We start from the raw sequence: 22892 nt of genomic DNA, 5'->3' as shown, positions 1-22892 counted from the left end.
ATGACATGACAATAGTTAAATCTGGGAGCGCAACCTACAAGCCATTAGGAAAAAAGGGCAAGGGTAGTATTTCTACCGAAACGAAGGCTTTGTCGAACCATCCCTACGGTTTCAACACGCGATTTGAAGATGGAAAAGGAACGAATCCCGAAGAACTAATAGGCGCTGCGCATGCGAGTTGTTTCACCATGGCGTTGTCATTTGCACTATCTGATGCAGGGTATGAGGACGGTGAGCTAAATACAACGGCAAAAATTAGCTTAGAGAAAGTAGAAGGGGGATTTGAAATTACCCAATCTGCTCTGAGCCTAGAGGCCAAAGTTAAAGGTGTTACAGAAGATGAGTTTAAGAAGATAGCTCAGGAGGCAAAAGAGAATTGCCCCGTGTCTCAACTTCTTGATACCAATATTACGTTAGAGTATCAATTAAACTGAGGTGTATAGTTGATACTAAACATCAAAAGCGTGTACACAGTAAAAATAGTAAAACGTGAGCGGCTTTTGGCCGCTCAAATACTAATATTTCCTAGAAAGTGCGAGTGAATATTTACGCAATGCTTTCAATATTACTGGAAAAACTCAGTAACATTTCACGACTAGCACTTTTTACCTATTCAACTTACAGTTAACACTTATCTGTTCATACAAGGGCTGGGCATGTACACACTTTACGGTTATCCCAAGACACGTTCCGTGCGCGTCGCGTGGGCGTTGGAAGAACTCGGGCTTCCTTACGATTATCATCTGGTAAACCTGCGACAAGGTGAACATTTCAGTGATAAATTCAAAGCCATTAATGCAGCATCGAAAATTCCGGTACTTGTTACCGATGAGGGCGCAATATCTGAATCTGCTGCAATTGTCACATTCTTGGCCGAGCGCCACGGTATGCAAGAGTTTATTTCTGAAAGTGGTAGCTTTGCCCGAGCAAAGTACGAAGAAATGTTGATGTTTCTGACCAACGAACTAGAGCAACCAATTTGGAATATCGCCAAACACACCTTTGCATTGCCTGCAGAAAAACGAATTGCCGACATGCGAGAAGTGGGAGAATGGGAATTTCAACGCGCATTATCGGTGTTTTCTAGCATGTTAGGCGACAATGAGTTCGTATGTGGCAATATGTTTACCATGGCAGATATTATTGCGGGTCATATTTTATCTTGGGCTAAAGGCAGCAAACTGGCAATACCTCAGGATAATGTAGCCGAGTATACCAAGCGTATTTTAGCCCGTCCCGCCTACGAAAAAGCATGGAAAAATGAAAACTCTCATTTGCCGACGTAGCGCGAATTAACGACACCACACAACGATTATAAAAAACGACAAAGAGCCTTTTAAAGCTCACAAAAAAGGAAATACTATGAAAGCATTCAAAACCCTGCTGGTAAGTGGCGCCGTAGCGCTTGCTTTAGGGACAGTTTCAGTGACGGCGCATGAGCACAATGCGCCCAAGGCGCAAGCGACTGCCAAACAAGAACTAAAAACTGAGCACGATAAATTGTTTGCCTTATTTGCAGCAGCTGATGAGCGCGACATTGAGCTAAACCCAATTATGGCGATTTTTCGCGGTGATATGCGCTATGCTGACAAAATAGGTGACTTCTTTACTGACTCACATGCCTTGGCTGGTAGAACGGCGACACTATTGAATCTTTCTGAACTAAAGCACATTGACAGAAGTCAGCTAAGCGATGTCGATAAGCTAGCTTATGACGTTTTTAAGTATAACGAAGAACGTTCACTTCAAATGTCGAGTGACGAAATAGAAGCTTTAACTGAAGTGCGCCCGGTTAATCATTTCAGTGGTTTTCATACTTTCTACCCGACTTTTGCAAGTGGCAAAGGCGCAGCGCCATTTAAAACTGTTGAAGATTACGAGAACAACCTCGCTAGACACGAAGAGTATATCGCAATTTCAGACCGCTCAATCGATAAGTTCCGCGAGGGGATGGAAAGTGGTGTTGTTGAAACCAAATTAACGATAGACCGCGTGATAAAACAGCTTGATACGCAGCTTGCGATACCACTTAAAGAGTCGCAATTCTGGGGACCAATTAACATGTTCCCCGAAAGCTTCTCTAGTGACGAAAAAGCACGCTTAACTGCTGATTACGAAAAAGCGACACAAGCTATCTATGATGCAACTGCACGCATGCGTGATTTCCTTCGAGATGAGTACCTGTCTGTCGCGCGAGAAACCATTGGGTTAAGTGACATGAAAGGTGGTGCTAAGTTGTACCAGCTGATGGTGGAAGGTTCTACCACATTACCTATGACACCAGATGAGCTTCACAATTTGGGACTTAAAGAAGTTAAGCGTATTAAAAACGATATGCTTGAAATAAAAGACGAAGTAGGTTTTGAAGGTACGTTGAATGAATTCTTTGATTACGTGCGCACTGATCCTAAGTTCAAACCTGAAAGTCGTGAAGCATTAACACAGAGTTACTATGATATTGGCAAAGAAGTTGACAAAAAAATCGACCAGTACTTTTCTTTACTGCCTAAATCAGAGTTAGAAATTAAACCCTACGACCCTGCTATTGAGCAATTTAGTGCAGGTGGTTCTTATCAGCCTGGCACACCTGATGGTTCGCGACCGGGAACGTTTTACTTCAATGCATACGATCTACCGAGTCGATTAACAACAGGTAACGTTACGCTGTATCTTCACGAGGGCGCACCGGGTCACCATTTCCAAGTAAGTCTTGCGCAAGAAAACGAAGCATTGCCTTCATTTATGCGTTTTAGCTTCTTACCCGCTTTTGGTGAGGGATGGGCACTGTATTCGGAGACCTTAGGCTACGAAATGGGCTTCTTTGACGATCCATGGAACCGTTACGGTACGCTTCAGGATGAGCAGCTTCGCGCAATGCGTCTTGTGGTTGACACCGGTATTCATGCCAAGGGGTGGACACGTGAGCAAGCCATTGACTTTATGCTTGAAAACTCAGGTATGACGCGCACCGAAGTGGTTGCTGAAGTAGAGCGTTATATTGCCATACCTTCACAGGCTCTGTCGTATAAAGTTGGGGCTCTCAAAATTCAAGAACTCCGTGCTCGCGCTGAAAAGGCGCTTGGAAGCAAATTTGATATTCGTGAATTCCATGCTCAAGTGTTAAATACTGGTGGTATTCCACTGGCTATTTTAGAGCAAAAAATTGACCGCTGGATTGCCAGCCAGAAAGGGTAACGCAATTCACTGATACGCAAAAAGCCAGTCGATATGTTTATCACTGGCTTTTTTTATATTTGCGACCAGCCGCAGTGTTTTTGCTCTAGGGCTCTATTACATTGAATCTAGAGCGTGAAAGTATCTTTTTTTAAATTTCTAATAAGGAGAAAGGTTGTGGAATTGGGTATGTTTTCATTGAGCTTATCGGTAAGCAATATTGAAGAATCTAAAACATTCTATGAAGCTTTGGGATTTTCCGCTATGCCATCGTGTGGTTCGGTGGAAGAGAAATGGCTTATCATGAAAAATGGTCAAACAATGATTGGTCTTTTTGAAGGGATGTTTGAAGACAATATTCTAACGTTCAATCCCAGTGATGTGCGTGCTGTTCAAGACCACTTACTCGATAAGGGTATTTCTATTGATGTACCCGTAAAGGGGAACAGTGGTCCTGGTCATCTTGTGGTGAAAGACCCTGACGGCAACGCGATTATGTTTGACCAGTTTTAATGTTATGAACAGCCTGTGCTTGCACAGACCTACTGATTCTATTGATTATTAATATGTCATTCTGGTAACGTTGATTGAGCGTGTTTTTCAAAAACACATTCGTTAAGTGGTAGGTTGCATGCGTATGGTTGTATTTGAGCCTTGGTGTCCTATTGCCATGAAGGAAGCTGCAATATGAGGGAACGGTATTGAAAATGAATCAGTCGATGAAAGGGTCACTAATAGGTGTTGCCGCAATTGCGTTGTTGTCAGCGTGCCAGACTGCGCCAATGACCGCAAAAGTTGAACAACCGGAAATAGCAGGACCTCAATGGGAAAGTGCAACGTTTAGATACACGCCGGTAACACAACCCAGCTCGCTATTTTCGCTAAGCCAAGCGCAGCAACAGGAGTTTTTGTCTTACTACTATGCGCCTGAAAACCAAGACACTTCCCCTAACTTCAGACTGGCAGACTACCTTAATAAACTTGTTCAGCATTTTAATTATGTCGGTGAAACATTTACTGCGTCTGAGGCATTAAGTAAGCAATCGGGCAATTGTTTGTCGTTGGCAGTGCTCACTACTGCATTAGCTAGACTTGTGGGTCTTGACGTATTTTATCAACAAGTTCATACCCCACCGCTTTACCGCAGAATCAATGGTGTACTAACTACCTCTACCCATGTTCGCAGCATAGTGCTTGAGCCCCAACACGAAAAACAAGATGGGGTGATTTTCTTTAGAAGCCGAGCGGTAATTGACTACTTTCCGTCAGCATCAAACGACCTTGGGGAATACATCACGGAAAACGCTTTTATTTCTATGTATTACCAAAATATGGCGGCTGAAGAAGTGGGAAACAAAAATGGTAGCTTGGCCTATAGCTATCTATCTGAGGCAATGAAACTTGACGATACAAACCCAGAAACAATAAATACACTTGCAGTGTTATATCGAAAACATGGGCTATTTGAAAAAGCCAGAAGCCTCTATGAGTTTGTTATTGAAAACGATAATAAATCAATTCATACACTGACCAATTACGCGGTGTTGTTGGATAGCGTAGGCGACAAACAAGCACTCGATAATTTAGGTGAGTTGTATTTACGCGCTGATGATAGCAATCCTTACCGATGGTACGACTTAGGTAATAATGCACTAAAAAAGGGTAATTACGAGCGCGCAGAAGTATTTTTCAAACGTGCGGTAAAAGAGGGACCGTACTTAGCTGAGGGCTATCTAGGGTTGTCAAAGGCGCACTATTTTAACGGCAATATTGAACAAGCGCTGACAACCATGGAAAAAGCAGTGAGCTTATCTTATCCATCCGACAATCGCGGGCTTTACGCTGCAAAGCTAGAAGCGTTGCAGCGTAGTCACGAGTAATATTATATTGCTGCGGCGAGTTCGGCGCCTTGTCGAATAGCGCGCTTGGCATCAAGTTCAGCAGCAACATCTGCACCACCAATGATATGCACCGTAAAGCCGGCGTCTTCAAGTGGTTTTTGCAGCGGTTTGAAGGGTTCTTGCCCTGCACATACAATAACATGATCAACGCCAAGCACTTTTGGTTGGTCGTTGATCAGAACATGCAATCCTTCATCATCCACTTTTTCATAGCTCACACCATTGATCATTTGAACATTGTGGTGCTTCAATGACTGGCGGTGGATCCAGCCGGTTGTTTTTCCGAGTCCTTTACCCACTTTGGACGTTTTACGTTGTAACAGGTAAACCTCGCGTTCTGAAGGCTCAATAGCTTTTTCCTTAAGTGCACCAGGCGCGCTGTAGCTTTGGTCGATACCCCAGTGAGCAAGCCATTTTTCTTTATCCTTGGCAAGGTGTTCATGCTCTACCAAATATTCAGCAACATCAAAGCCTATACCGCCTGCGCCAATAATAGCGACTTTCTTACCGACAGTTTTATGGTCGCGAAGCACGTCTAAATAGCCCATTACTTTAGGATGATCATGCCCTTCAATCGTCAATTTTCGAGGGTTAATTCCTGTTGCGAGTATAACTTCATCAAAGTTTTCTTGTTTCAGTGTTTCTACACTTACTTCAGTGTTCAAATGGATGTTCACGCCAGTACGCGCTAGTTGATTTTGGAAGTATCGTAAAGTTTCATAGAACTCTTCTTTGCCTGGTACTTGTTTAGCGTAGTTAAACTGGCCACCAATTTCCGCTGCTTTGTCGAACAAATGAACGTCGTGCCCTCTGTCTGCGGCGTACATTGAAAAGGCAAGACCTGCAGGGCCAGCCCCTACAACAGCTAACTTCTTCTTGTTTGTCGCGGGTGCAAAGGTTAGTTCAGTTTCATAACATGCTTGTGGGTTCACCAAGCAACTAGCACGCTTTTGCTCAAACGCATGATCTAAACACGCTTGGTTGCATGCTATGCACGTGTTGATAAGCGCCGATTCATCACGCATGGCTTTGGCTACAAAATGTGCATCCGCCAAGAAAGGTCGCGCCATTGATACCATATCGGCGTGACCTTGCGCTAACACCGACTCAGCTACTTCTGGGGTATTTATGCGGTTGGTCGTAACAAGCGGTAATGAAACCTCTTTTTTCATACGCTCAGTAATCCAGGTAAATGCAGCGCGTGGTACCGAGGTAGAAATTGTCGGAACTCTTGCTTCATGCCAACCAATGCCCGTATTGATGAGTGTTGCTCCTGCTTTTTCTATTTCTTTTGCAAGATAAACCACTTCATCCCACTCGGCGCCTCCTTCGACTAGGTCTAACATTGATAGACGATAAATAATGATGAAGTTAGTGCCTACTTTTTCTCGAACACCTTTTACAATATCTATTGCAAGGCGGGCTCTGTTCTCAAGACTGCCACCCCACTCATCACTTCTATGGTTAGTTCTTTTGCAGAAAAACTGGTTAATCAGATAACCTTCTGAGCCCATAATTTCCACACCGTCGTAACCCGCGTCAAATGCCAAGCTCGCACACTTAATATAATCTTTTATCGTACTTCTTACGCCACGAGACGACAGCTCTCTAGGCTTAAACGGCGTGATAGGAGATTTCATTGGAGAGGCAGACACCGCAAGAGGATGATAACCATAACGACCGGAATGCAGAATTTGCATACAAATCTTACCGCCTTCGGCGTGCACAGCGTCGGTAATAACACGGTGCTTTTTCGCATGTCCTTTACGGGTCATTCTGCCTGCGAAAGGCGCCACCCAGCCTGATATATTTGGGCTGATACCGCCGGTCACAATTAGACCGACACCACCTTTTGCACGCTCGGCATAAAACGCAGCTAGTTTGTCAAATCCGCCTTTTTCTTCTTCAAGGCCAAGGTGCATAGAACCCATTAGCGTTCTGTTGCGAAGCGTAGTAAAGCCTAAATCCAGTGGTTCAAGTAGGTGAGGGTAAGGTGATGTCATTATTATTAGCACTCATTTGTCAGTTTTACTTGATGCTAACACTAATTAAAAAAGTTGCCAGACCCACGAGATAGTCTGGCAACCGAAAAAGGGAGCCAGGGAACGGTCTCCCTTAACTGGCTCCGTTAGTAAGGTGCAACCTTACCAATGATAATTCTCTTACTGCGCTTAATTAGAGAATAAAATTTGTCAAAACCACTCTTTATTTCTTCTTTTGAGTAATGTTGCGCAAGTGATTTCATGAACTTGACGTCTTCAGCCGTTCTAGAAAACTCGAATTCTTCTCCCGGATTGTTGGTAGGGTAAATCACCATGAAACTATATTCGCCAGTTGTCATAGTATAAAGCGTAGGAACCGCCACGCCGGCTAGCTTAGAGCCTTCAATGAAGTACTTTGTAACTAATTCCTTAAACGTATCTTCTTGTCCAACTTCAACGTCGAAAAAGAACATCATTGAATAGTCAGTAATTTCACTTTTCTCGGGGGCAAGGTTGTCAAGGTACGCTTGCCATTCATCATCAGATACTTTGTTGTCTTTAGTATCTTCCTGAGAATATGAGAGGGTACTAAACGCGTTTAGTAGTAGCGTGATGCAAAAAAAAGAAGTCAATTTTTTCATGATTTATTTTCCATGTATGAATTGTTGTTGTGTGGAAAAAGTTACTGTGAATTAATAACTTAAAACTGAAAAAAACATGAAAAAAAGTTGAATTTTGATATTTTTAGCCGTCATGCATTGAAGATGAAAGAGGGAGCTTGGCTCTTCTCGGGGTCTGTTCAGATGTCGGCTAGCAAGATGCCGCTTTAGATGCTAAAGCGGCACAAAAGCATACGGCTTACTATTTTTACACCCCTTTCTCAGACAATAAATTCTCAAGTAAGGGAAGCGGTAAGGCGCCATTTTCTAACACTCGGTCATGGAAATGCTTTAGCGAAAACTTTTCGCCCAGTCTCGCTTTCACTTGCTCACGTAATGACAATATTTTGAGTTGCCCCACCTTGTACATTGGCCCAGAACCAGGCACAACGATAGCTCTATCTACTTCAATTTCGGCTTCGTTTTGACTTAGTGCAACTTCGGTCATCAGATAAGCAACTGCTTTTTCACGGGACCATCGCTTTATATGGATACCTGTATCTATAACCATTCTTGCGCTTCTTAATAGGTCGTAGTGAAGATAGGAAAGCACTTCTTCTGGCGTTTCATAAAGACCAAGCTCATAACCAAGCTGTTCGGCGTACATTGCCCATCCTTCCATATAGGAGCCGAATGGTGTTTGTGAAATGATATAGGGCAGCCCCGCAAGCTCGCTAGTTACAGAAGTTTGGTAATGGTGCCCCGGGATCCCCTCATGAAAGGTTAATACAGGCAAACTGCTTTTAGGTAGCGCCTTCATATCACTTAAATTTACCAAAACTGAATTGTTGCTATATCGGGCTAGGGAGTCATTTTCCTCGGTAAGCAGTGGGCTTCGAATAAACTGTAAATCCGGCACGTCAGGTTGAGAAAATAACTGTGGTAATACCGCTCTCATTTTTTCGTTTTCAGCGTGCATTTCATCCAGTAATGCTTGTCGTCCTTCTGGTGAGTCAGCAAAGTAGAGATCGTCATTTGATAAGAATGAATTCATAGCTTGAGCTAACGTCATTTGCTGGAAACCGAAATCTTTAGCGAGAATATCGAGCATTTGTTCTTGGAGACGGGCAACTTCACTTTCCCCGGTTGTATACACATCATCTGGCGTTGTGTCTAACGTAGTAAAAAACTGTAGGTATGCCTCGTAGGCTTTCTCTCCTTCTGGTAAACGCCAATAACCAACGCCTTCTGGCGTTACCTCTAAAAGCGCCTCATACAACGCTATCATTTTGCTGTAGCTGGGATAAACGTAGTTGGAAATAGCATCTTTTGCTTCTTGATAGAATGCTAGTTTTTCATCGTGCTCTAGCTCGTCTAGCGTAAGCATTTTTGTATTGAGCGTCGTTAACAGCGTGTTCTCTTCAACTGCTGGAGCAACAAATTTTGAAAGTTGCCCCAACACGTTTTCGATAACTATATATGGTGGGACTATGCCTAAGCTTTCTCTCAGATGAATACCCTTAATAACGTTGTCAAAATAACGAGCGCTATCTTTAAGCCGTGCTATATAACTTTCTATATCACCCTTATTCTCAATAGGGTGATCATTGGTCATAAATTCGGGAAAACGGCTGTGTAACCCACCAAATGTATCAAGGGGATAATTGTGATACTGGTAAGGCTGAAGCGCTTGTAGGCGATCAAGTAAATGAATGACAGCGACTTGCGTTATTTTTTCTTGACCTGTCAGATCGCGATATTGTGAAACTGTCGATTTAATAGAAGCAAGATCAGGGAGTTTTTCGATAATAGTTAATTTGTCACCGTTATCGAGGGTATAGTTATGTTTATCAATCCCTAAATGGTGCAATCCAAGAGACGTTTTCATTTGAGGGCTTGAAAGCATCAGTTTTAATACTTCTCTATCCAAAAGCACCCTCATGGATAACGGTTTATCAGTATGCCATTGGTAAGTTACGAAAATACTCAACCCGACAACAGTCAACGCAAGTAGGCTAGATAACCACAGTATGACTTTTTTCATTTTTTCCTCAGTTTGAAAATGTATAGAAAGCTGGCGAAAGCTTATATAATTCAACACCCTGATAGTTGAAAAAAACTTGAAATATACTTGAATATTGACGTTGCGAGAGTCGTTTTATGAGGTGTCTAAAGCGCGTAATTTTAGAAAATCGAAAGTTTACGAAGAAGAATGTAAGGAATAGGGATTTTCAAACAGACATAGACTTTTTATACTTTTGTGTAGTTGTCTAACACTAACCCCGTTGCTACTTTAGTATTAAATAAATCAAGATGCTACGCTTCAAGGATGAATGACCTAAATCGTCAATTTAGTATTGGTGGATTAACAATTGACCCTTTAGCCAATACGCTAAAATTCAATTCTCATATTGAAAAGCTCTCACCAAAGGTTATGGAAGTGTTCTGTGCCTTGTTCCAAGGTAACGGCACTGTAGTGACCAGAGAGCAGTTGCTGGACTCTGTGTGGGCTGATAGGTTTGGTGGTGATGAATCGCTTTCTCGTGCCATCTCAGAGCTTCGAAAGTCACTTTCTCGGTTGCTGGATACCAATAAGAAGATAATAACAACCGTTCCTAAACGAGGTTATCGGCTTGAGTTATCACTATTGACAGAAATTTGTCAGGTACAACGCGCTGCTGTAGAAGCAGCTCCTGAATTACCGACCACACATTCTGTTCAAGCTCACAGTGTGAAAAAGCGTTCTCCGTTTGTTTATTTGCTCATGCTTGCAACTGTGTTGATAGCAATCGTTACAGTATTTTTCAGTGTCTTTGGTGACAATTCTCAGAAGGAATATCGAGTACTTGTCATTCCTTTTGACGTGACAGACAGTGACAACAAAGATGAACGTATCTTAGCAAACGGCCTACTTGAGTTATCTCTCACGCATTTGTCACACGTTGACAATTTCAAAGTAGCGAGTCGAACGTCGAGTGCTTATTTTAAAACCAATAAACATAGCCTTAGGGAAATTCAAAGCTTGTTGCCCGTTGATCTTATTCTTGAGGGAGCTGTAAGACGTGATGGAAACTACCATACCGTAACCTATAGACTCGTTGAAGTAGATTCGGGGTTTACACTTTTTTCCGAGAGCAAAACAGTAGAGTCATTGAACATACAGGGTGCAGTTAATGACCTTGTCATGAATACCACTGCACATTTGGGAATTGAGCATAAGCTGATTGCACCTAGTCCTCAATCTGAAGAAGCTTACCGACTTTATCTGTTAGCAATGGATATCCTTCTCCAGAATTACACTCTTGAAGCCCTTCAAAAGGCTCAGGATTATCTTATAAGGGCGAATGCTCAGTCGTCTGCTGACCCGCTAATTGTTGAGGCAATTACAAGTAATTATCTTGAGATGATGAACTTAACGTCAGGGGAAGAGCAAAAAGATGTGATAAGTTCTGCTCAGGACTTTCTGAAGAAAAGTAGAGAGCTTGGCGTTTCGAGTAGCACATTATCTTTTTTTGAAGGTATGCTGTACATGCCGCTTATTAGTGATCCAGCAAGAGGTGATATACAAAAGGCGTTAGCTCATTTTTCCGAGGCTAAAATGCTGGGTGAGAAAAGTTTTAATTTTTACTTCAACTACACGTATTTGCTGACTATTCACCATCAATACAAAGAGGCCCTTGCCATAGCGAAAGAGGGGATTGCGACCCATCCTCTCTCCTTTCGGCTTTACGGCGGGCTTGCGTTTGTTAACTTACTGCTTGGTGATGAAAAAGCAGCGCATTCACTGTTTAGCAAAATGCGTGAAATAGCGCCACAAGACCCCACAACAGCATGGATGGAGGCGCTTTCGGCCACAATGTCCGGGGAATATCAGCAAACATTAGATTGGACAAGTCAAACACGTGCAGATAGTCCGCCAATAAAAACGCTGATGCTTGATTTGAGCGTACTAATAACCGCTGACAGGAAAGACTTTTTAACGAATATATGGGCGTTATGCGAAGAAAACTTGGTGTCGCAAACGTTAACCGAAACTGATTGCTTTCATCTGTCGTTCGCTAAAGCTATCCACGAAAAAGATATTCCTGCATTGCTATCACATTTGAATAGCGTGGAAAATATCCATGTAAGCTCGCCCCATATTCGAGCAATGATTGGACAAGCGTTATATTTGTTGCCTGGCTATTTATTGAGTGATCACAAAGCGCTTTTTGAAGACCTTATTGCTGGTGAGTTAAATGGCGGGGGATTTTCAAATTTGGCGTCGCTAAACTTACTGACCGCAATTCATTTTGCACAACATGGCAATGAAATACATTCATTAGATGAGATAAATACGAAGATTGCCGCAATTTTCAATGAAAAAGAGATGCCAATTTCTTTTAACGCGGAGTATTTAGCGCTTTTGGGTGATACTGACCGTGCATTTACCTTGTTGCAGTCACTCGTTGATAGCGATGATGTGATACCCATTGGGCGGTACTACGCCTATTTTGATAGTCCTTCTTTTCTATTGCTCAATGAAGATGAACGCTTTCTTGAGTTGAAAAAGCGATATCAACGCAAGCTTGATATACTGAATCGTTCGCTAGAATGGCGACTCTAGAGAACGGTAACAGAGAAAAAATTCATATTAATTTCCTATTTTTTTCCAGATAAAAACTAGGGGCTATTTCATTCTTTTCCTCGAAGTATCGGTTTGATTGGCAACATTATTGCCAGTAATAAAAAGGAAAAGTTATGAAAAACGCGATCATTAAAACGACACTGGTAGGCGTGTTGTTAGCAGGAGCTTTCGAGGCTTTATCGGCTCCACTTTCTACATTGTATGTTGAAGACTATTATGAGTTGCTCAAAAAACGTTATTACTCTGTTAGTGTGCCGCCGACTAACCCGCTTTCTAAAACATACACACCTGAGCCTGCACCTGTTAGACCTATATTGCCAGGCCCTATATCACCTAAAAAGCCTGTTGTACCTGAAACACCGCCACCTGTACAAGAGCCGCCAAAGGTTGATTTACCTCAAGGAGGACTAACGAGTGCTTGGCCTTCAGCCTACAAAGGGACATGGGCTCTTAAAGCACAGCTTTATTCTCAAAACGCAGATGAACTCTTAATGATGCGAGTAATTGATGGCGAGCGGATTGATATCGTTTCTCAAGATGGCGTGATGCAAATTGGTTTACTGAGCAACGTAAACAAGGGTGTTTACACCATTAATACCGTTTCAATGTGTCAATGTGCTAGTAGCGATGTGGCGTATACGGTGAACTCGTATTCTGTTGCCTTTAACCAATTTGATGAAATAGAGGGTGAGTTTACAGCGTACCACTATACTGCGGAAGGAACATTAGTATCTGATGAGTCAGGTGACGTAACGGGAACACTATTCAACTTTAACCATGGCAGGTAGTTTAGAATGCAGATAAGACATTAATGTCTTATCTGCATGTGCTGATGTTAAAACCGATGTATCTACTCGTCGACAAACATCTTTTGCTGAAACTTTAGCGTCTGTTTTGTCGTCCCTTTTTTCACATCAATGTTGAAACGAAATGTCTCTTGATCGCGAAATGGCAATACGGCTAAGTAATAAATTGCATCGCCTTCCTCTACCTTTTTAAAGGTTAATTGGCGAGTATTACCGAGTAAATTTTTAGCATTACCTGACACATCGACTCGTTGTGCCTCGCCAGTTGCCTTGTCTAGCACTGAAATGTTTACCAGTGCATTAAACTTACTTCTTACGATACCGTAGCTAGAGGCAACTTCAGGTGTTAGAAAGGGCGTACCCACAACGATATAATGTACATCCCATTCGCCAAGGGTTTCTTTTTGCTCTGCAAACGTATGGGGGCTTAACAGCGCCAGCATTGCGGCAAGAACGGTGAGTATTGTCGATTTTAGGTTATTCATTGGTCTTTACCTTACCTATACAATGAAGTTTCAGAAACCTTAATAAAAAGGAAACGTTTCTTGTAGAAGTAACTGCAAAAATTGCAGCGCAATAATGGCAATGAGTACCGATAAATCAAGGCCACCTAGGGGCGGAATGATGCGGCGAATAGGGGCTAAAAACGGTTCGGTAAGTTGATGTAACACGTAGTCTACAGGAGAGCGCCCTTGCGACACCCAACTTAGAATGGCGCGCAATAATAGCACCCAGAACATTAATGACAGCGTTTCTTTAATTACCCCAATGACTGAGAGAATAGCCACGCCCAGTGGATTTAAATTACCGCCAAACATCAGTCCAAGGGTGACGATTTTAAGCGCGCACACAACAACAGCTAACACGAAGGTAGCAGTATCGAAGCGACCAATAGAAGGGATAACACGGCGCAACGGCCCTACGATAGGGTGTGTTGCCTTTACGACAAACTGGCTTAGTGGGTTATAAAAGTCTGCCTGCACCACTTGTAACCAAAGGCGCAAGATCACTACCATCAAATAAAGACTAAATAAGGTATCAATCAAAAATACCGTTGCGTTCATGTTTTTCTTTTCCTACAAACGTTATAGCTGTTTGGCCATTTCTTCAGCACGTGCTACAGCAGCACGCATCGACTTACTTACAATATCTTTAAGGCCTTCATTAATGAAGGTGTTTACGGCTTCAGCTGTAGTACCACCCTTAGACGTAACTTGGGCGCGAAGTTCGCTTAATTCAAGGTCTGGGTTGTTACAAACCATTTCGGCTGCACCTAACATAGCTTGTTGAACCATTAAACGTGACTGCGCTTTATCAAAGCCCATATTCATCGCTTCTTCTTGCATGTTTTGCAGGAACAAGAAGAAATAAGCAGGGCTGCTTCCGGCAGCGGCGATAACGCCATTTATGCCATCTTCTTTTTCTACCCATACAGTTTCACCGACACTATTCATCACATCGTCAACGTATTGTCTGTCCGACTCAGACACTGTGTCGTCAGCGTACATACCCGACATCCCTTTACCTAATAGGCTAGGGGTGTTTGGCATTATGCGAACTACCGGGTGTTGGCCACCTAACATCTCTTGCAAGCGGGCGACGGGCAATCCTGCCGCTATACTTAAGAATAATTTACCTGAAAGGTCATTATTTTCCTGTAACGCCGCACACATATCGCCCATTATTTGCGGCTTAACTGCAAGCACAATGGCATCAGCAAATTGGCATGCTTCATCATTGGACTGGGTGGTGTGAATGCCAAATTCGGCTTTTAAACCCTCTAATTTAGGTGTTGACGGGTTTGCTGCAAGAATATTTTCCTTTGCATAACCTGACTTAATTAGACCACTGATAATGCTGCGGCTCATGTTACCCGCGCCAATAAATGCTAATTTCTTCTGTTGCATGTAAATCCTCTGTGTTGATTTGCGTTTGCTAATGAGTGGTGTTTGCTCACTGGCGCGAGCGAGACTTATCCTTGAGGGTAATCTCGCTTGCCAAAAATAGCAGTTCCAATACGTACCATTGTAGACCCGTGCTGTATTGCTTGTGTCATATCACTACTCATTCCTACGGACAGGGTATCAAAATTGCTCAGTGATGTATGGTAAAGGTCGAATATTTCCTTCAACTTAGCGAGAGTTTGCTGTTGTTGTATCTCACTTGGATTAGCTTTGGGTATAGCCATCAAGCCACGAAGCTGAAGGCGTTCTTGACTAGTAACAAAGCGAATCAATCCGTCGAGTTCATCAACTGAAACACCGGACTTGCTCTGCTCATCGTCAATATTGACCTGAATACACACGTTAAGTGGTGGCAAGTGACTTGGACGCTGTTCATTTAAACGGCGGGCAATTTTCTCTCTGTCAACCGATTGCACCCAATGAAAATGCTCAGCGACGATTTTGGTTTTGTTCGACTGGATAGGACCAATCATATGCCACTCAATATCAGGTAGGTGAGCAAGTTCCTGTGTTTTTTCAACACCTTCTTGAACGTAGTTCTCACCAAACATACGTTGTCCCGCTTCATACGCTTCCATAATATCTGATACGGGTTTAGTTTTGCTAACCGCTAGTAATTTAATGGAATTTGGTGGACGATGTGCACTGGTAGCGGCTTTGTCTATTCCTTTTCGTGCGGAATTTAGTCTTTCTGCTATTGTTTGCATTATTCACCTTGTTTTGGAGAAGTGGTTGTGGATATTACCGAACTTTTGGCTTTCAGTGTTAAGAATAACGCCTCAGATTTACACTTATCAGCAGGCTTACCCCCAATCATTCGTGTCGATGGAGAGATGCGTAAACTGAATGTACCCGCCCTAGATCACAAACAGGTGCATGCGCTCGTTTATGAAATTATGAACGACATGCAGCGTAAAGAATACGAAGAAAACTTAGAAACCGATTTCTCGTTTGAAGTAAACGGCTTATCGCGTTTTCGTGTTAACGCTTTTGTTCAAAACCGTGGTGCTGCTGCGGTGTTGCGTACCATCCCAAGTAAAGTGCTGACACTTGACGATTTAGGCGCGCCAGAAATTTTTAAAGAAATCATCAACCAGCCTACGGGAATTGTGCTGGTAACCGGCGCTACAGGTTCGGGTAAAAGTACCACGCTTGCCGCCATGGTTGACCATATCAATACGCATAAACGCGAACATATCTTAACCATTGAAGACCCTATCGAATTTGTGCACGACAATAAGCTGAGCTTGATTAACCAGCGTGAAGTACATCGCGACACTCATTCATTTAATAACGCACTTCGTTCAGCGTTGCGTGAAGACCCTGATGTAATCCTCGTCGGTGAGCTACGTGACCTTGAGACTATTCGCTTGGCTATTTCTGCCGCTGAAACAGGCCACTTGGTATTTGGTACACTTCACACCAACTCTGCACCCAAAACCATCGACCGTATTATCGATGTATTCCCAGCAGAGGAAAAAGCCATGGTTCGCTCTATGCTGTCTGAGTCATTGCGCGCGGTTATCTCGCAAACACTGCTGAAAAAAGTGGGTGGGGGACGCGTCGCGGCACACGAAATTATGGTGGGTATACCGGCTATACGTAACCTTATTCGTGAAGATAAAGTGCCTCAGATGTATTCTGTTATTCAAACTGGGCAAGCCCACGGTATGCAAACCATGGATCAGTGCTTACAGCGTTTGGTCGCAATGGGTGTAATTACTAAGCAAGATGCAGCCGAAAAATCTATCGATAAAAAATCGATGAGTGGTCTATAAGGAGCGCCAATGCTAGATACCTTATTACAAAAAATGGTCGACTCGAACGCGTCCGATTTATTTATCACCGCAGGTTTTCCTGTCAGTGCGAAAATCAACGGCAAGCTAACGCCAATCACCGAAGGTGTGTCGTCTGAAGAGGCCTCATTAGCATTGGTTCATGAAGCCATGAGTGAAAAACAGCGAGACGAATTTCACACGTCGAAAGAGTGTAACTTCGCTATCGTTAGAGAAGGTATTGGCCGTTTCCGCTGTTCAGCATTTTGGCAACGTGATCAGGCGGGCATGGTGGTCCGTCGCATTGTGACTCAGATCCCAAAAGCAGACGATTTAGGTCTGCCAACTGTCCTAAAAGACATCATTATGGCCAAGCGGGGCTTGGTGCTTTTCGTGGGGGGCACGGGTACAGGTAAATCAACGTCACTCGCGGCACTCATTGGTCATAGAAACGAAAACTCTCATGGTCATATATTAACGATTGAAGACCCGATTGAATTTGTACACGAGCACAAAAATTGTGTTATCACCCAGCGAGAAGTAGGCATAGATACGCAGTCGTTTGATGACGCGCTTAAAAGCTCATTGCGTCAAGCACCAGATGTCATCCTCATTGGTGAGATTCGCTCAATGGAGACTATGGAGTACGCCATGTCTTTTGCTGATACCGGACACTTGTGTGTGGCAACACTCCACGCGAATAATGCCAATCAGGCTATCGAGCGCATTATGCACCTTGCGCCAAAAGATCAGCACGACAAACTTCGTTTTGACTTAAGTCTGAATATTCGAGCAATTGTAGCGCAGCAGTTAGTGCCGACACCTGATGGAAAAGGTCGTGTGGCGGCCATTGAGATTTTGCTTAACTCGCCATTGGTACGCGACTTAATACAGCGCAATGAAATCGGTGCGCTAAAAGAAGCGATGAAGAAAGGCAAAGAGCAGGGCATGCAGAGTTTTGATATGGCGCTATACGATTTGTATAAAGCGGGCAAAATTGACATGGACCAGGCGCTTCATCATGCCGACTCGCCGAACGATTTACGCCTAATGATTAAGCTTGATACGAAAGACGGTTCAAGCTTGGGCACATTGTCTAATGTCTCAATTGACATGGATGACTAAACTTCATCAATGGATAGGTTGTCGCGTCGTTGAAAAAACTATTTTCTTCACAAAATGCGTTCGAGATTCAGGCAGTGCGAAGTGAACTCGACGCGCTGTCTATCCCTTATTTAGTAAAAAATGAGTTTGCTGGTGGCGCAATAGGTGAACTGCCTTGGCAAGAGGCACAGCCTGAATTGTGGTTAGTGGACGAGAGTTGGTATGCCAGGGCCAGTAAAGTGATTGATGCCTTGTTTAACGAAACTTCATCAACGACTCCTCATTCTCATCAAGACTGGGTGTGCACAATCTGTAGCGAGGAAAATGGCGGCGCCTTTGAGGTCTGCTGGCAATGCAATGAAGGGCGAAAGCCAGAGTAAGACATGTTACTCGTATTGGCTTTCGTTCCAACTTGCGAAAATCACGCAGGCTGACACGCTGTCTACCTTATCTTTGGTGAGCTTCTTATAGCCACCTAGTTCAAACAACATGGCTTTAGCATCCGTAGTGGTGAGCCTTTCGTCGCATTCTTCTACTGCAACTCGAAAGCGCCCGTGCAAGCGGTTGGCGAATTTACGCGCACGCTGTGTCATCTCTTGCTCTGTACCATCCATATTTAGCGGTAAACCAACGACCACGACATGCGGTTGCCATTCGTCGTAAAGTTTTTGAATTAGATCCCAATCGGGAATGCCGTCGCGAGCTTTAAGGGCCGCGAGGGGGGCGGCAGTACCTGTAATTTCTTGTCCTACGGCAACCCCAATACTTTTTGTACCAAAATCAAAGGCAAGAACGGTGCGACTACCCACCTCAGGCATGTCCTGCTCCCGGTGCCAGTTGCCATACATCGACACCAAGCTTATTAACGGTTGCTTGCCACTTTTTGTGCATGGGCGTGTGAAATAAAATTTCTTCGTCGGCTTCTATGGTTAACCACGCGTTTTCTTGCATTTCTTTTTCTAATTGCCCGGCAGTCCAGCCAGCGTAACCTAAGGCAATTAACACATCGTCAGGACCTTGGGCGTTTCCGATGGCCGTAAGAATATCTTTCGATGTTGTCACCATGATGCCAGGGGCTAGTTTCAAGCTAGAGGCCCACTCTTGTTGAGCTGAATGCAGTACAAAGCCTCTTTCTTGACTTACCGGCCCGCCAGCAAGGACAATTTGCTCTGCTTTTTCATCAGATACTGTCAATTCTTTATTAGTCTGCTCCAGCAATTGCTTAACATTCATTGTTGAGGGCTGATTGACCACAATACCCATAGCGCCATCGGCGTTATGCTCACACACATAGATGAGCGAACGAGAAAAATACGGGTCATCTAAGCTTGGCATGGCGACCAAGAAATGGTTTTGTAAGCTTTTTAATTCCGTCATGCTACTTCTCTCGCTCAATGACTTCGACAATATCCAGTTAAAGTGTAGATTATTTGTTCGCCAAGCGCTTTTCGATAGCATCAAATAGCGCGCCCATGATGTCGACATCAAACGCAGCTTCTATTTCTCTTACGCAAGTCGGACTGGTAATATTGATTTCGGTAATCTTATTGCCGATAACATCTAACCCAACGAACATTATGTTGTTTTCTTTAAGTTTCGGTGCAATGGCTTGGGCAAGTGCACGGTCTGATTCAGAAATAGGCTGTGGGCGGCCTGTGCCGCCAGCGGCTAAGTTGCCGCGTGTTTCACCTTTGGTAGGCAAGCGAGCAAGACAGTAGGGCATAACTTCACCGTCAACGATCAGAACACGTTTGTCACCCTCTTTAATTTCAGGAAGGTATTCCTGAACCATCATGTAACGGGTGCCTAATTTCGTTAGTGTTTCAATGATGACACCTAAATTATTGCCATCTGGCTTAACGCGGAATATAGATGCGCCACCCATACCATCAAGTGGTTTACAAATTATATCCTGATGCTTGGCATGAAATTCGCGCACAAGCGCTTGGTTATTGGTTACCAGTGTATTAGGGATATGTTCAGGGAAATACGAGGTGAATAGCTTTTCGTTATAATCGCGTAGCGCCTGAGGGTTGTTTACCACTAAGGCACCAGCATCTTGCGCTAATGAAAGTACTTGTGTTGCGTAAAGAAACTCACTGTCAAACGGCGGGTCTTTGCGCATCAATAGCACATCAATATCACCAAGGTGAACAGTTGCTTCATCTTCTATAGTGTAGAAGTCGGTCGCTTGGTCGGTAACGCTTACCGTTTTGGCAATACCCATTGGCTTACCATTGTCTAGGTACAAGTCCTTAAGTTCAAAGTAAACGACTTTTGCACCGCGGCGCTGTGCTTCAAGCATCATTGCAAAGCTAGTGTCTTTATGCGGTTTAATGCTCGCAATGGGGTCCATGATCACGCCGACGGTATAGTGCATAGTATTCTCACTTTGGATTAAATTGAACGGGCTTAGCTAATGGCAAAAATATTGAATTACCACATTATCCTATAAATTGGGCCATGGGTGATTTCTTCAAGCCTTCATATATAAGAGAAAATGGTAATTACTTATGTCAACTTGGGTACTAAACGTCACCATGTTGAGCTTGTAAGATACTAAGGCTCGTTATTGCTGCGGTTTCAGTGCGTAAAATACGCGGCCCTAAACTGACTGATTGGTACCCACTTTCGTTTGCCATGTGTATTTCTGATTCCGACAATCCACCCTCTGGGCCGATAAGAAGTCGATAACCTTGAGCATTATAAGGTTGTCTGGTTAAACTTTGCTGAGCACCCGGTGCTAACACGAGTCGAGTGGTGGCTGTCGAGCTTGCCAACCACTGATTGAGCGAAACAGGAGAGTGTAATGTGGGCAGCACATTACGGCCGCTTTGCTCACACGCGCCAACGATGATTTTTTGCCATTGTTGTAGCTTTTTTTCCCAGCGAGCTTCGTCAAGTTTTACAGTGCATCGTTCTGTAATAATTGGTGTAATCTCTGTTACACCTAACTCTACGCTTTTTTGTAACACCGTATCCATTCTATCCCCTTTTGACACTCCCTGACCTAGGTGTAGATGTAACGGGGATTCCTTGGCAATGGAAAGACACGCGTCGGCTTCAACAATGACTTTCTTTCGCTGAATACTAATGATAGTCGCACTGTATTCGTTACCGTCGCCATTGAAAAGCACAATAGGTCTATTGGGTTTGATGCGCAACACGGTTGCAATGTGATGACCCGCATCTTCAGTTAACGTGAATTCTTGTTCTAAAGGAATAGGAGAAGGGTAATAAACTCTTGGAATACGCATATCATTTCAGCACGATTTATATTGCGCTCTATGATACGTGTCAGACTGTATAGGTTGCAATGCTACTGACGATTTCGTGAAAAAAAATCAAGGAATCGTCAGTAGCATGCATTCTTACAGTGTCTTGATAATGTCTTACTTTACCTAAGTGGTAAATTACGCCACTGTTGGTGTTGACCGGTTTGCAGACGTTTCCAGCTTCTCGCTTGTACGAGAAGAGGGCGTTACTGCACGGTCTTGAGTTCTTGCGTATTTGGTATGTTTACCTTTATCGGTGCGCAATGAATAAAGAAACAAGCACAAAACGACCGAAAATAATATTGTGAGAAGCAACATGCGTTAATCCTTTATTTTACATAGTTTGCTAAAGCTTGAATGGTGACATAAATGTCATTGATGCGAATATTTTCGAATCAATTCCCTTTCGTCACATCGTGCTCTAGTGTAAAACGTTGTGGTTAAAAAATCATCAAAAAAATACTTTTAGATCTCTGCTACTTCCGGAAAAGAGCGAGCTTTAGTTTTTGAGAAAATCGCATTCCTCTTTAAACTTGTGCTTTAAATATACAGGTTTTGATTTGTAGTAACGTATGTCAGCTAATACGCTGTGATGTACTTTACGAAATCTGAGTGACAACTTGATGACACGCTACATAAAAAAGCGTAGTAATGCTTTTTTATTTGCTGTATTGATCTTTGGTTTAATCTTTGGAGGTGAATCGCCTAGTTTCAGTAGACTTTAGAACGAATTTTCATCACAAGATTACATACTGTATTGGTATGAAGATAAATAGCTGATACCGTTACGTTGATAAACAATAAATCACCACAAGGAATATACTATGGAAGACAAGCTCACGCTTTTTTCTGCAAGTGATGTTGAACGTTACATAAATGATTACGCAATACCGTGGGGTATTAACATTGCCATGGCAATTGCCATTTATGTGATAGGTAGAATTGTCGTTGGGTTTTTGTTGTCTGTATTTAGACGCCTAATGGCCAAGTCAAAATATGACAACATGCTGGTAGACTTTTTAGAGTCTATTTTAAGCGCTATCTTGATGTTGTTCGTGATAGTAGCTTCGCTTGACCAGCTTGGTGTAGATACGACATCACTAGTGGCTATATTAGGTGCAGCAGGTCTAGCAATAGGTTTGTCTCTTCAAGATTCACTGAAAAACTTTGCTGCAGGCGTGATGCTACTTGTCTTTAAACCGTTCAAAGCTGGCGATTTTGTTGAAGCAGCGGGAACCGCTGGCTCTATTGTAAAAATTGGTATTTTTACAACCACTATGAACACGCCAGACAACAAAGAGATTATCGTACCTAACGGTAATATCTATAGCGGCAATATTACGAATTACTCAGCCAGAGAAACGCGCCGTGTCGATATGATTGTGGGTATTGGCTATGATGCCGATCTGCTTAAAGCGAAGCGTATACTTCAGGAGTTAGTTTCTGAAGATGAGCGAATTTTGGCGGAGCCAGAGCCAAAAATTGCGGTTTCAGAACTTGCCGATAGCAGCGTTAATTTTGTAGTTCGACCGTGGGTAAACTCAGCTGATTTCTGGGGCGTAAAGTTTGATTTCACTGAGAAAGTAAAACTGCGTTTTGATGAAGAAGGTATTTCTATTCCATTCCCTCAAATGGATGTACATCTTCACAAAGCAGACAGCGAATAATCATCGCAATAAAGAAAA

At 43.2% G+C, this 22892-nt stretch carries 22 protein-coding genes; 11 read left to right on the top strand and 11 right to left on the bottom strand.

All coding sequences use genetic code 11. The features are described 5' to 3' along the window. Window positions 1–5 precede the first annotated feature (5 nt). From LHL20_RS02690 to LHL20_RS02670, 5 genes are all read left to right on the top strand, one after another. Window positions 6–434, top strand: a complete 429-nt coding sequence (locus LHL20_RS02690; protein ID WP_226432153.1) for an OsmC family protein — start codon at window positions 6–8, stop codon at window positions 432–434. 222 nt (window positions 435–656) lie between these two features. Further along, complete coding sequence (locus tag LHL20_RS02685) at window positions 657–1286, top strand: glutathione S-transferase family protein (RefSeq protein WP_226432152.1); 630 nt, start codon at window positions 657–659, stop codon at window positions 1284–1286. Between the two features lie 76 nt (window positions 1287–1362). Then, window positions 1363–3195, top strand: coding sequence for a DUF885 domain-containing protein (locus LHL20_RS02680; protein WP_226432151.1), 1833 nt, complete (start codon window positions 1363–1365; stop codon window positions 3193–3195). Window positions 3196–3351: 156 nt separating this feature from the next. Further along, window positions 3352–3687 (top strand): VOC family protein, encoded by a 336-nt coding sequence (locus LHL20_RS02675; RefSeq protein WP_226432150.1) that lies wholly within the window; start codon window positions 3352–3354, stop codon window positions 3685–3687. A 206-nt stretch (window positions 3688–3893) separates the two neighbouring features. Continuing rightward, window positions 3894–5054, top strand: coding sequence for a tetratricopeptide repeat protein (locus LHL20_RS02670; protein WP_226432149.1), 1161 nt, complete (start codon window positions 3894–3896; stop codon window positions 5052–5054). 2 nt (window positions 5055–5056) lie between these two features. Here the strand turns inward: LHL20_RS02670 and LHL20_RS02665 are convergent, their stop codons facing one another. From LHL20_RS02665 to LHL20_RS02655, 3 genes are all read right to left on the bottom strand, one after another. Next, window positions 5057–7078 (bottom strand): NADPH-dependent 2,4-dienoyl-CoA reductase, encoded by a 2022-nt coding sequence (locus tag LHL20_RS02665; RefSeq protein ID WP_226432148.1) that lies wholly within the window; start codon window positions 7076–7078, stop codon window positions 5057–5059. A 125-nt stretch (window positions 7079–7203) separates the two neighbouring features. Next, window positions 7204–7698, bottom strand: a complete 495-nt coding sequence (locus LHL20_RS02660; RefSeq protein ID WP_159626741.1) for a hypothetical protein — start codon at window positions 7696–7698, stop codon at window positions 7204–7206. 226 nt (window positions 7699–7924) lie between these two features. Then, on the bottom strand, window positions 7925–9700 hold the full coding sequence (locus LHL20_RS02655) for a DUF885 domain-containing protein (RefSeq protein ID WP_226432147.1): 1776 nt from the start codon (window positions 9698–9700) through the stop codon (window positions 7925–7927). A gap of 285 nt (window positions 9701–9985) precedes the next feature. On the opposite strand from LHL20_RS02655, the gene LHL20_RS02650 reads away from it, so the two are divergent. Then, window positions 9986–12262, top strand: coding sequence for a winged helix-turn-helix domain-containing protein (locus tag LHL20_RS02650; RefSeq protein ID WP_226432146.1), 2277 nt, complete (start codon window positions 9986–9988; stop codon window positions 12260–12262). A 134-nt stretch (window positions 12263–12396) separates the two neighbouring features. Further along, on the top strand, window positions 12397–13071 hold the full coding sequence (locus LHL20_RS02645) for a hypothetical protein (RefSeq protein ID WP_226432145.1): 675 nt from the start codon (window positions 12397–12399) through the stop codon (window positions 13069–13071). A gap of 62 nt (window positions 13072–13133) precedes the next feature. On the opposite strand, the gene LHL20_RS02640 is transcribed toward LHL20_RS02645, so the two are convergent. The 4 genes from LHL20_RS02640 to LHL20_RS02625 all read right to left on the bottom strand — a co-directional run bounded on the left by LHL20_RS02640 (window position 13134) and on the right by LHL20_RS02625 (window position 15760). Beyond that, window positions 13134–13574, bottom strand: a complete 441-nt coding sequence (locus LHL20_RS02640) for a DUF4426 domain-containing protein (RefSeq protein ID WP_226432144.1) — start codon at window positions 13572–13574, stop codon at window positions 13134–13136. Window positions 13575–13613: 39 nt separating this feature from the next. Further along, window positions 13614–14153: a YggT family protein gene (locus LHL20_RS02635; RefSeq protein WP_159626751.1), complete on the bottom strand. Its 540-nt coding sequence runs from the start codon at window positions 14151–14153 to the stop codon at window positions 13614–13616. Between the two features lie 21 nt (window positions 14154–14174). Further along, on the bottom strand, window positions 14175–14996 hold the full coding sequence (gene proC / locus LHL20_RS02630) for a pyrroline-5-carboxylate reductase (RefSeq protein WP_159626753.1): 822 nt from the start codon (window positions 14994–14996) through the stop codon (window positions 14175–14177). A 65-nt stretch (window positions 14997–15061) separates the two neighbouring features. Next, window positions 15062–15760, bottom strand: coding sequence for a YggS family pyridoxal phosphate-dependent enzyme (locus LHL20_RS02625; RefSeq protein WP_159626755.1), 699 nt, complete (start codon window positions 15758–15760; stop codon window positions 15062–15064). A gap of 27 nt (window positions 15761–15787) precedes the next feature. Here LHL20_RS02625 and LHL20_RS02620 point away from each other — a divergent pair, with 27 nt between their 5' ends. From LHL20_RS02620 to LHL20_RS02610, 3 genes are read left to right on the top strand one after another with little or no spacing between them, the layout of a single operon-like run. Beyond that, complete coding sequence (locus LHL20_RS02620) at window positions 15788–16831, top strand: type IV pilus twitching motility protein PilT (RefSeq protein ID WP_159626757.1); 1044 nt, start codon at window positions 15788–15790, stop codon at window positions 16829–16831. 9 nt (window positions 16832–16840) lie between these two features. Further along, window positions 16841–17953, top strand: a complete 1113-nt coding sequence (locus tag LHL20_RS02615; RefSeq protein WP_202262273.1) for a PilT/PilU family type 4a pilus ATPase — start codon at window positions 16841–16843, stop codon at window positions 17951–17953. Between the two features lie 29 nt (window positions 17954–17982). Then, complete coding sequence (locus tag LHL20_RS02610) at window positions 17983–18312, top strand: putative signal transducing protein (protein ID WP_226432143.1); 330 nt, start codon at window positions 17983–17985, stop codon at window positions 18310–18312. A gap of 6 nt (window positions 18313–18318) precedes the next feature. Here LHL20_RS02610 and ruvX read toward each other — a convergent pair whose 3' ends face one another. The 4 genes from ruvX to LHL20_RS02590 all read right to left on the bottom strand — a co-directional run bounded on the left by ruvX (window position 18319) and on the right by LHL20_RS02590 (window position 21189). Next, the gene (gene ruvX / locus LHL20_RS02605) at window positions 18319–18750 is read right to left on the bottom strand and encodes a Holliday junction resolvase RuvX (protein WP_159626762.1); all 432 of its coding nucleotides are present in this window, start codon (window positions 18748–18750) and stop codon (window positions 18319–18321) included. Next, window positions 18743–19309, bottom strand: coding sequence for a YqgE/AlgH family protein (locus tag LHL20_RS02600; protein ID WP_226432142.1), 567 nt, complete (start codon window positions 19307–19309; stop codon window positions 18743–18745). Before LHL20_RS02600 ends, ruvX begins: the two co-directional genes overlap by 8 nt. A 49-nt stretch (window positions 19310–19358) precedes the next feature. Further along, the gene (gshB, locus tag LHL20_RS02595) at window positions 19359–20312 is read right to left on the bottom strand and encodes a glutathione synthase (RefSeq protein ID WP_202262270.1); all 954 of its coding nucleotides are present in this window, start codon (window positions 20310–20312) and stop codon (window positions 19359–19361) included. Window positions 20313–20460: 148 nt separating this feature from the next. After that, window positions 20461–21189: a 16S rRNA (uracil(1498)-N(3))-methyltransferase gene (locus LHL20_RS02590; RefSeq protein WP_226432141.1), complete on the bottom strand. Its 729-nt coding sequence runs from the start codon at window positions 21187–21189 to the stop codon at window positions 20461–20463. An 842-nt stretch (window positions 21190–22031) separates the two neighbouring features. On the opposite strand from LHL20_RS02590, the gene LHL20_RS02585 reads away from it, so the two are divergent. After that, complete coding sequence (locus LHL20_RS02585) at window positions 22032–22874, top strand: mechanosensitive ion channel family protein (RefSeq protein ID WP_159626772.1); 843 nt, start codon at window positions 22032–22034, stop codon at window positions 22872–22874. The last annotated feature ends 18 nt before the right edge of the window (window positions 22875–22892 follow it).

This window comes from Alteromonas sp. McT4-15, from assembly GCF_020515205.1.
In the GTDB taxonomy this organism is placed as follows: domain Bacteria; phylum Pseudomonadota; class Gammaproteobacteria; order Enterobacterales; family Alteromonadaceae; genus Alteromonas.
Note: the sequence above shows the minus strand (reverse complement) of the source record. Positions and strands in the feature narration are given on the sequence as shown.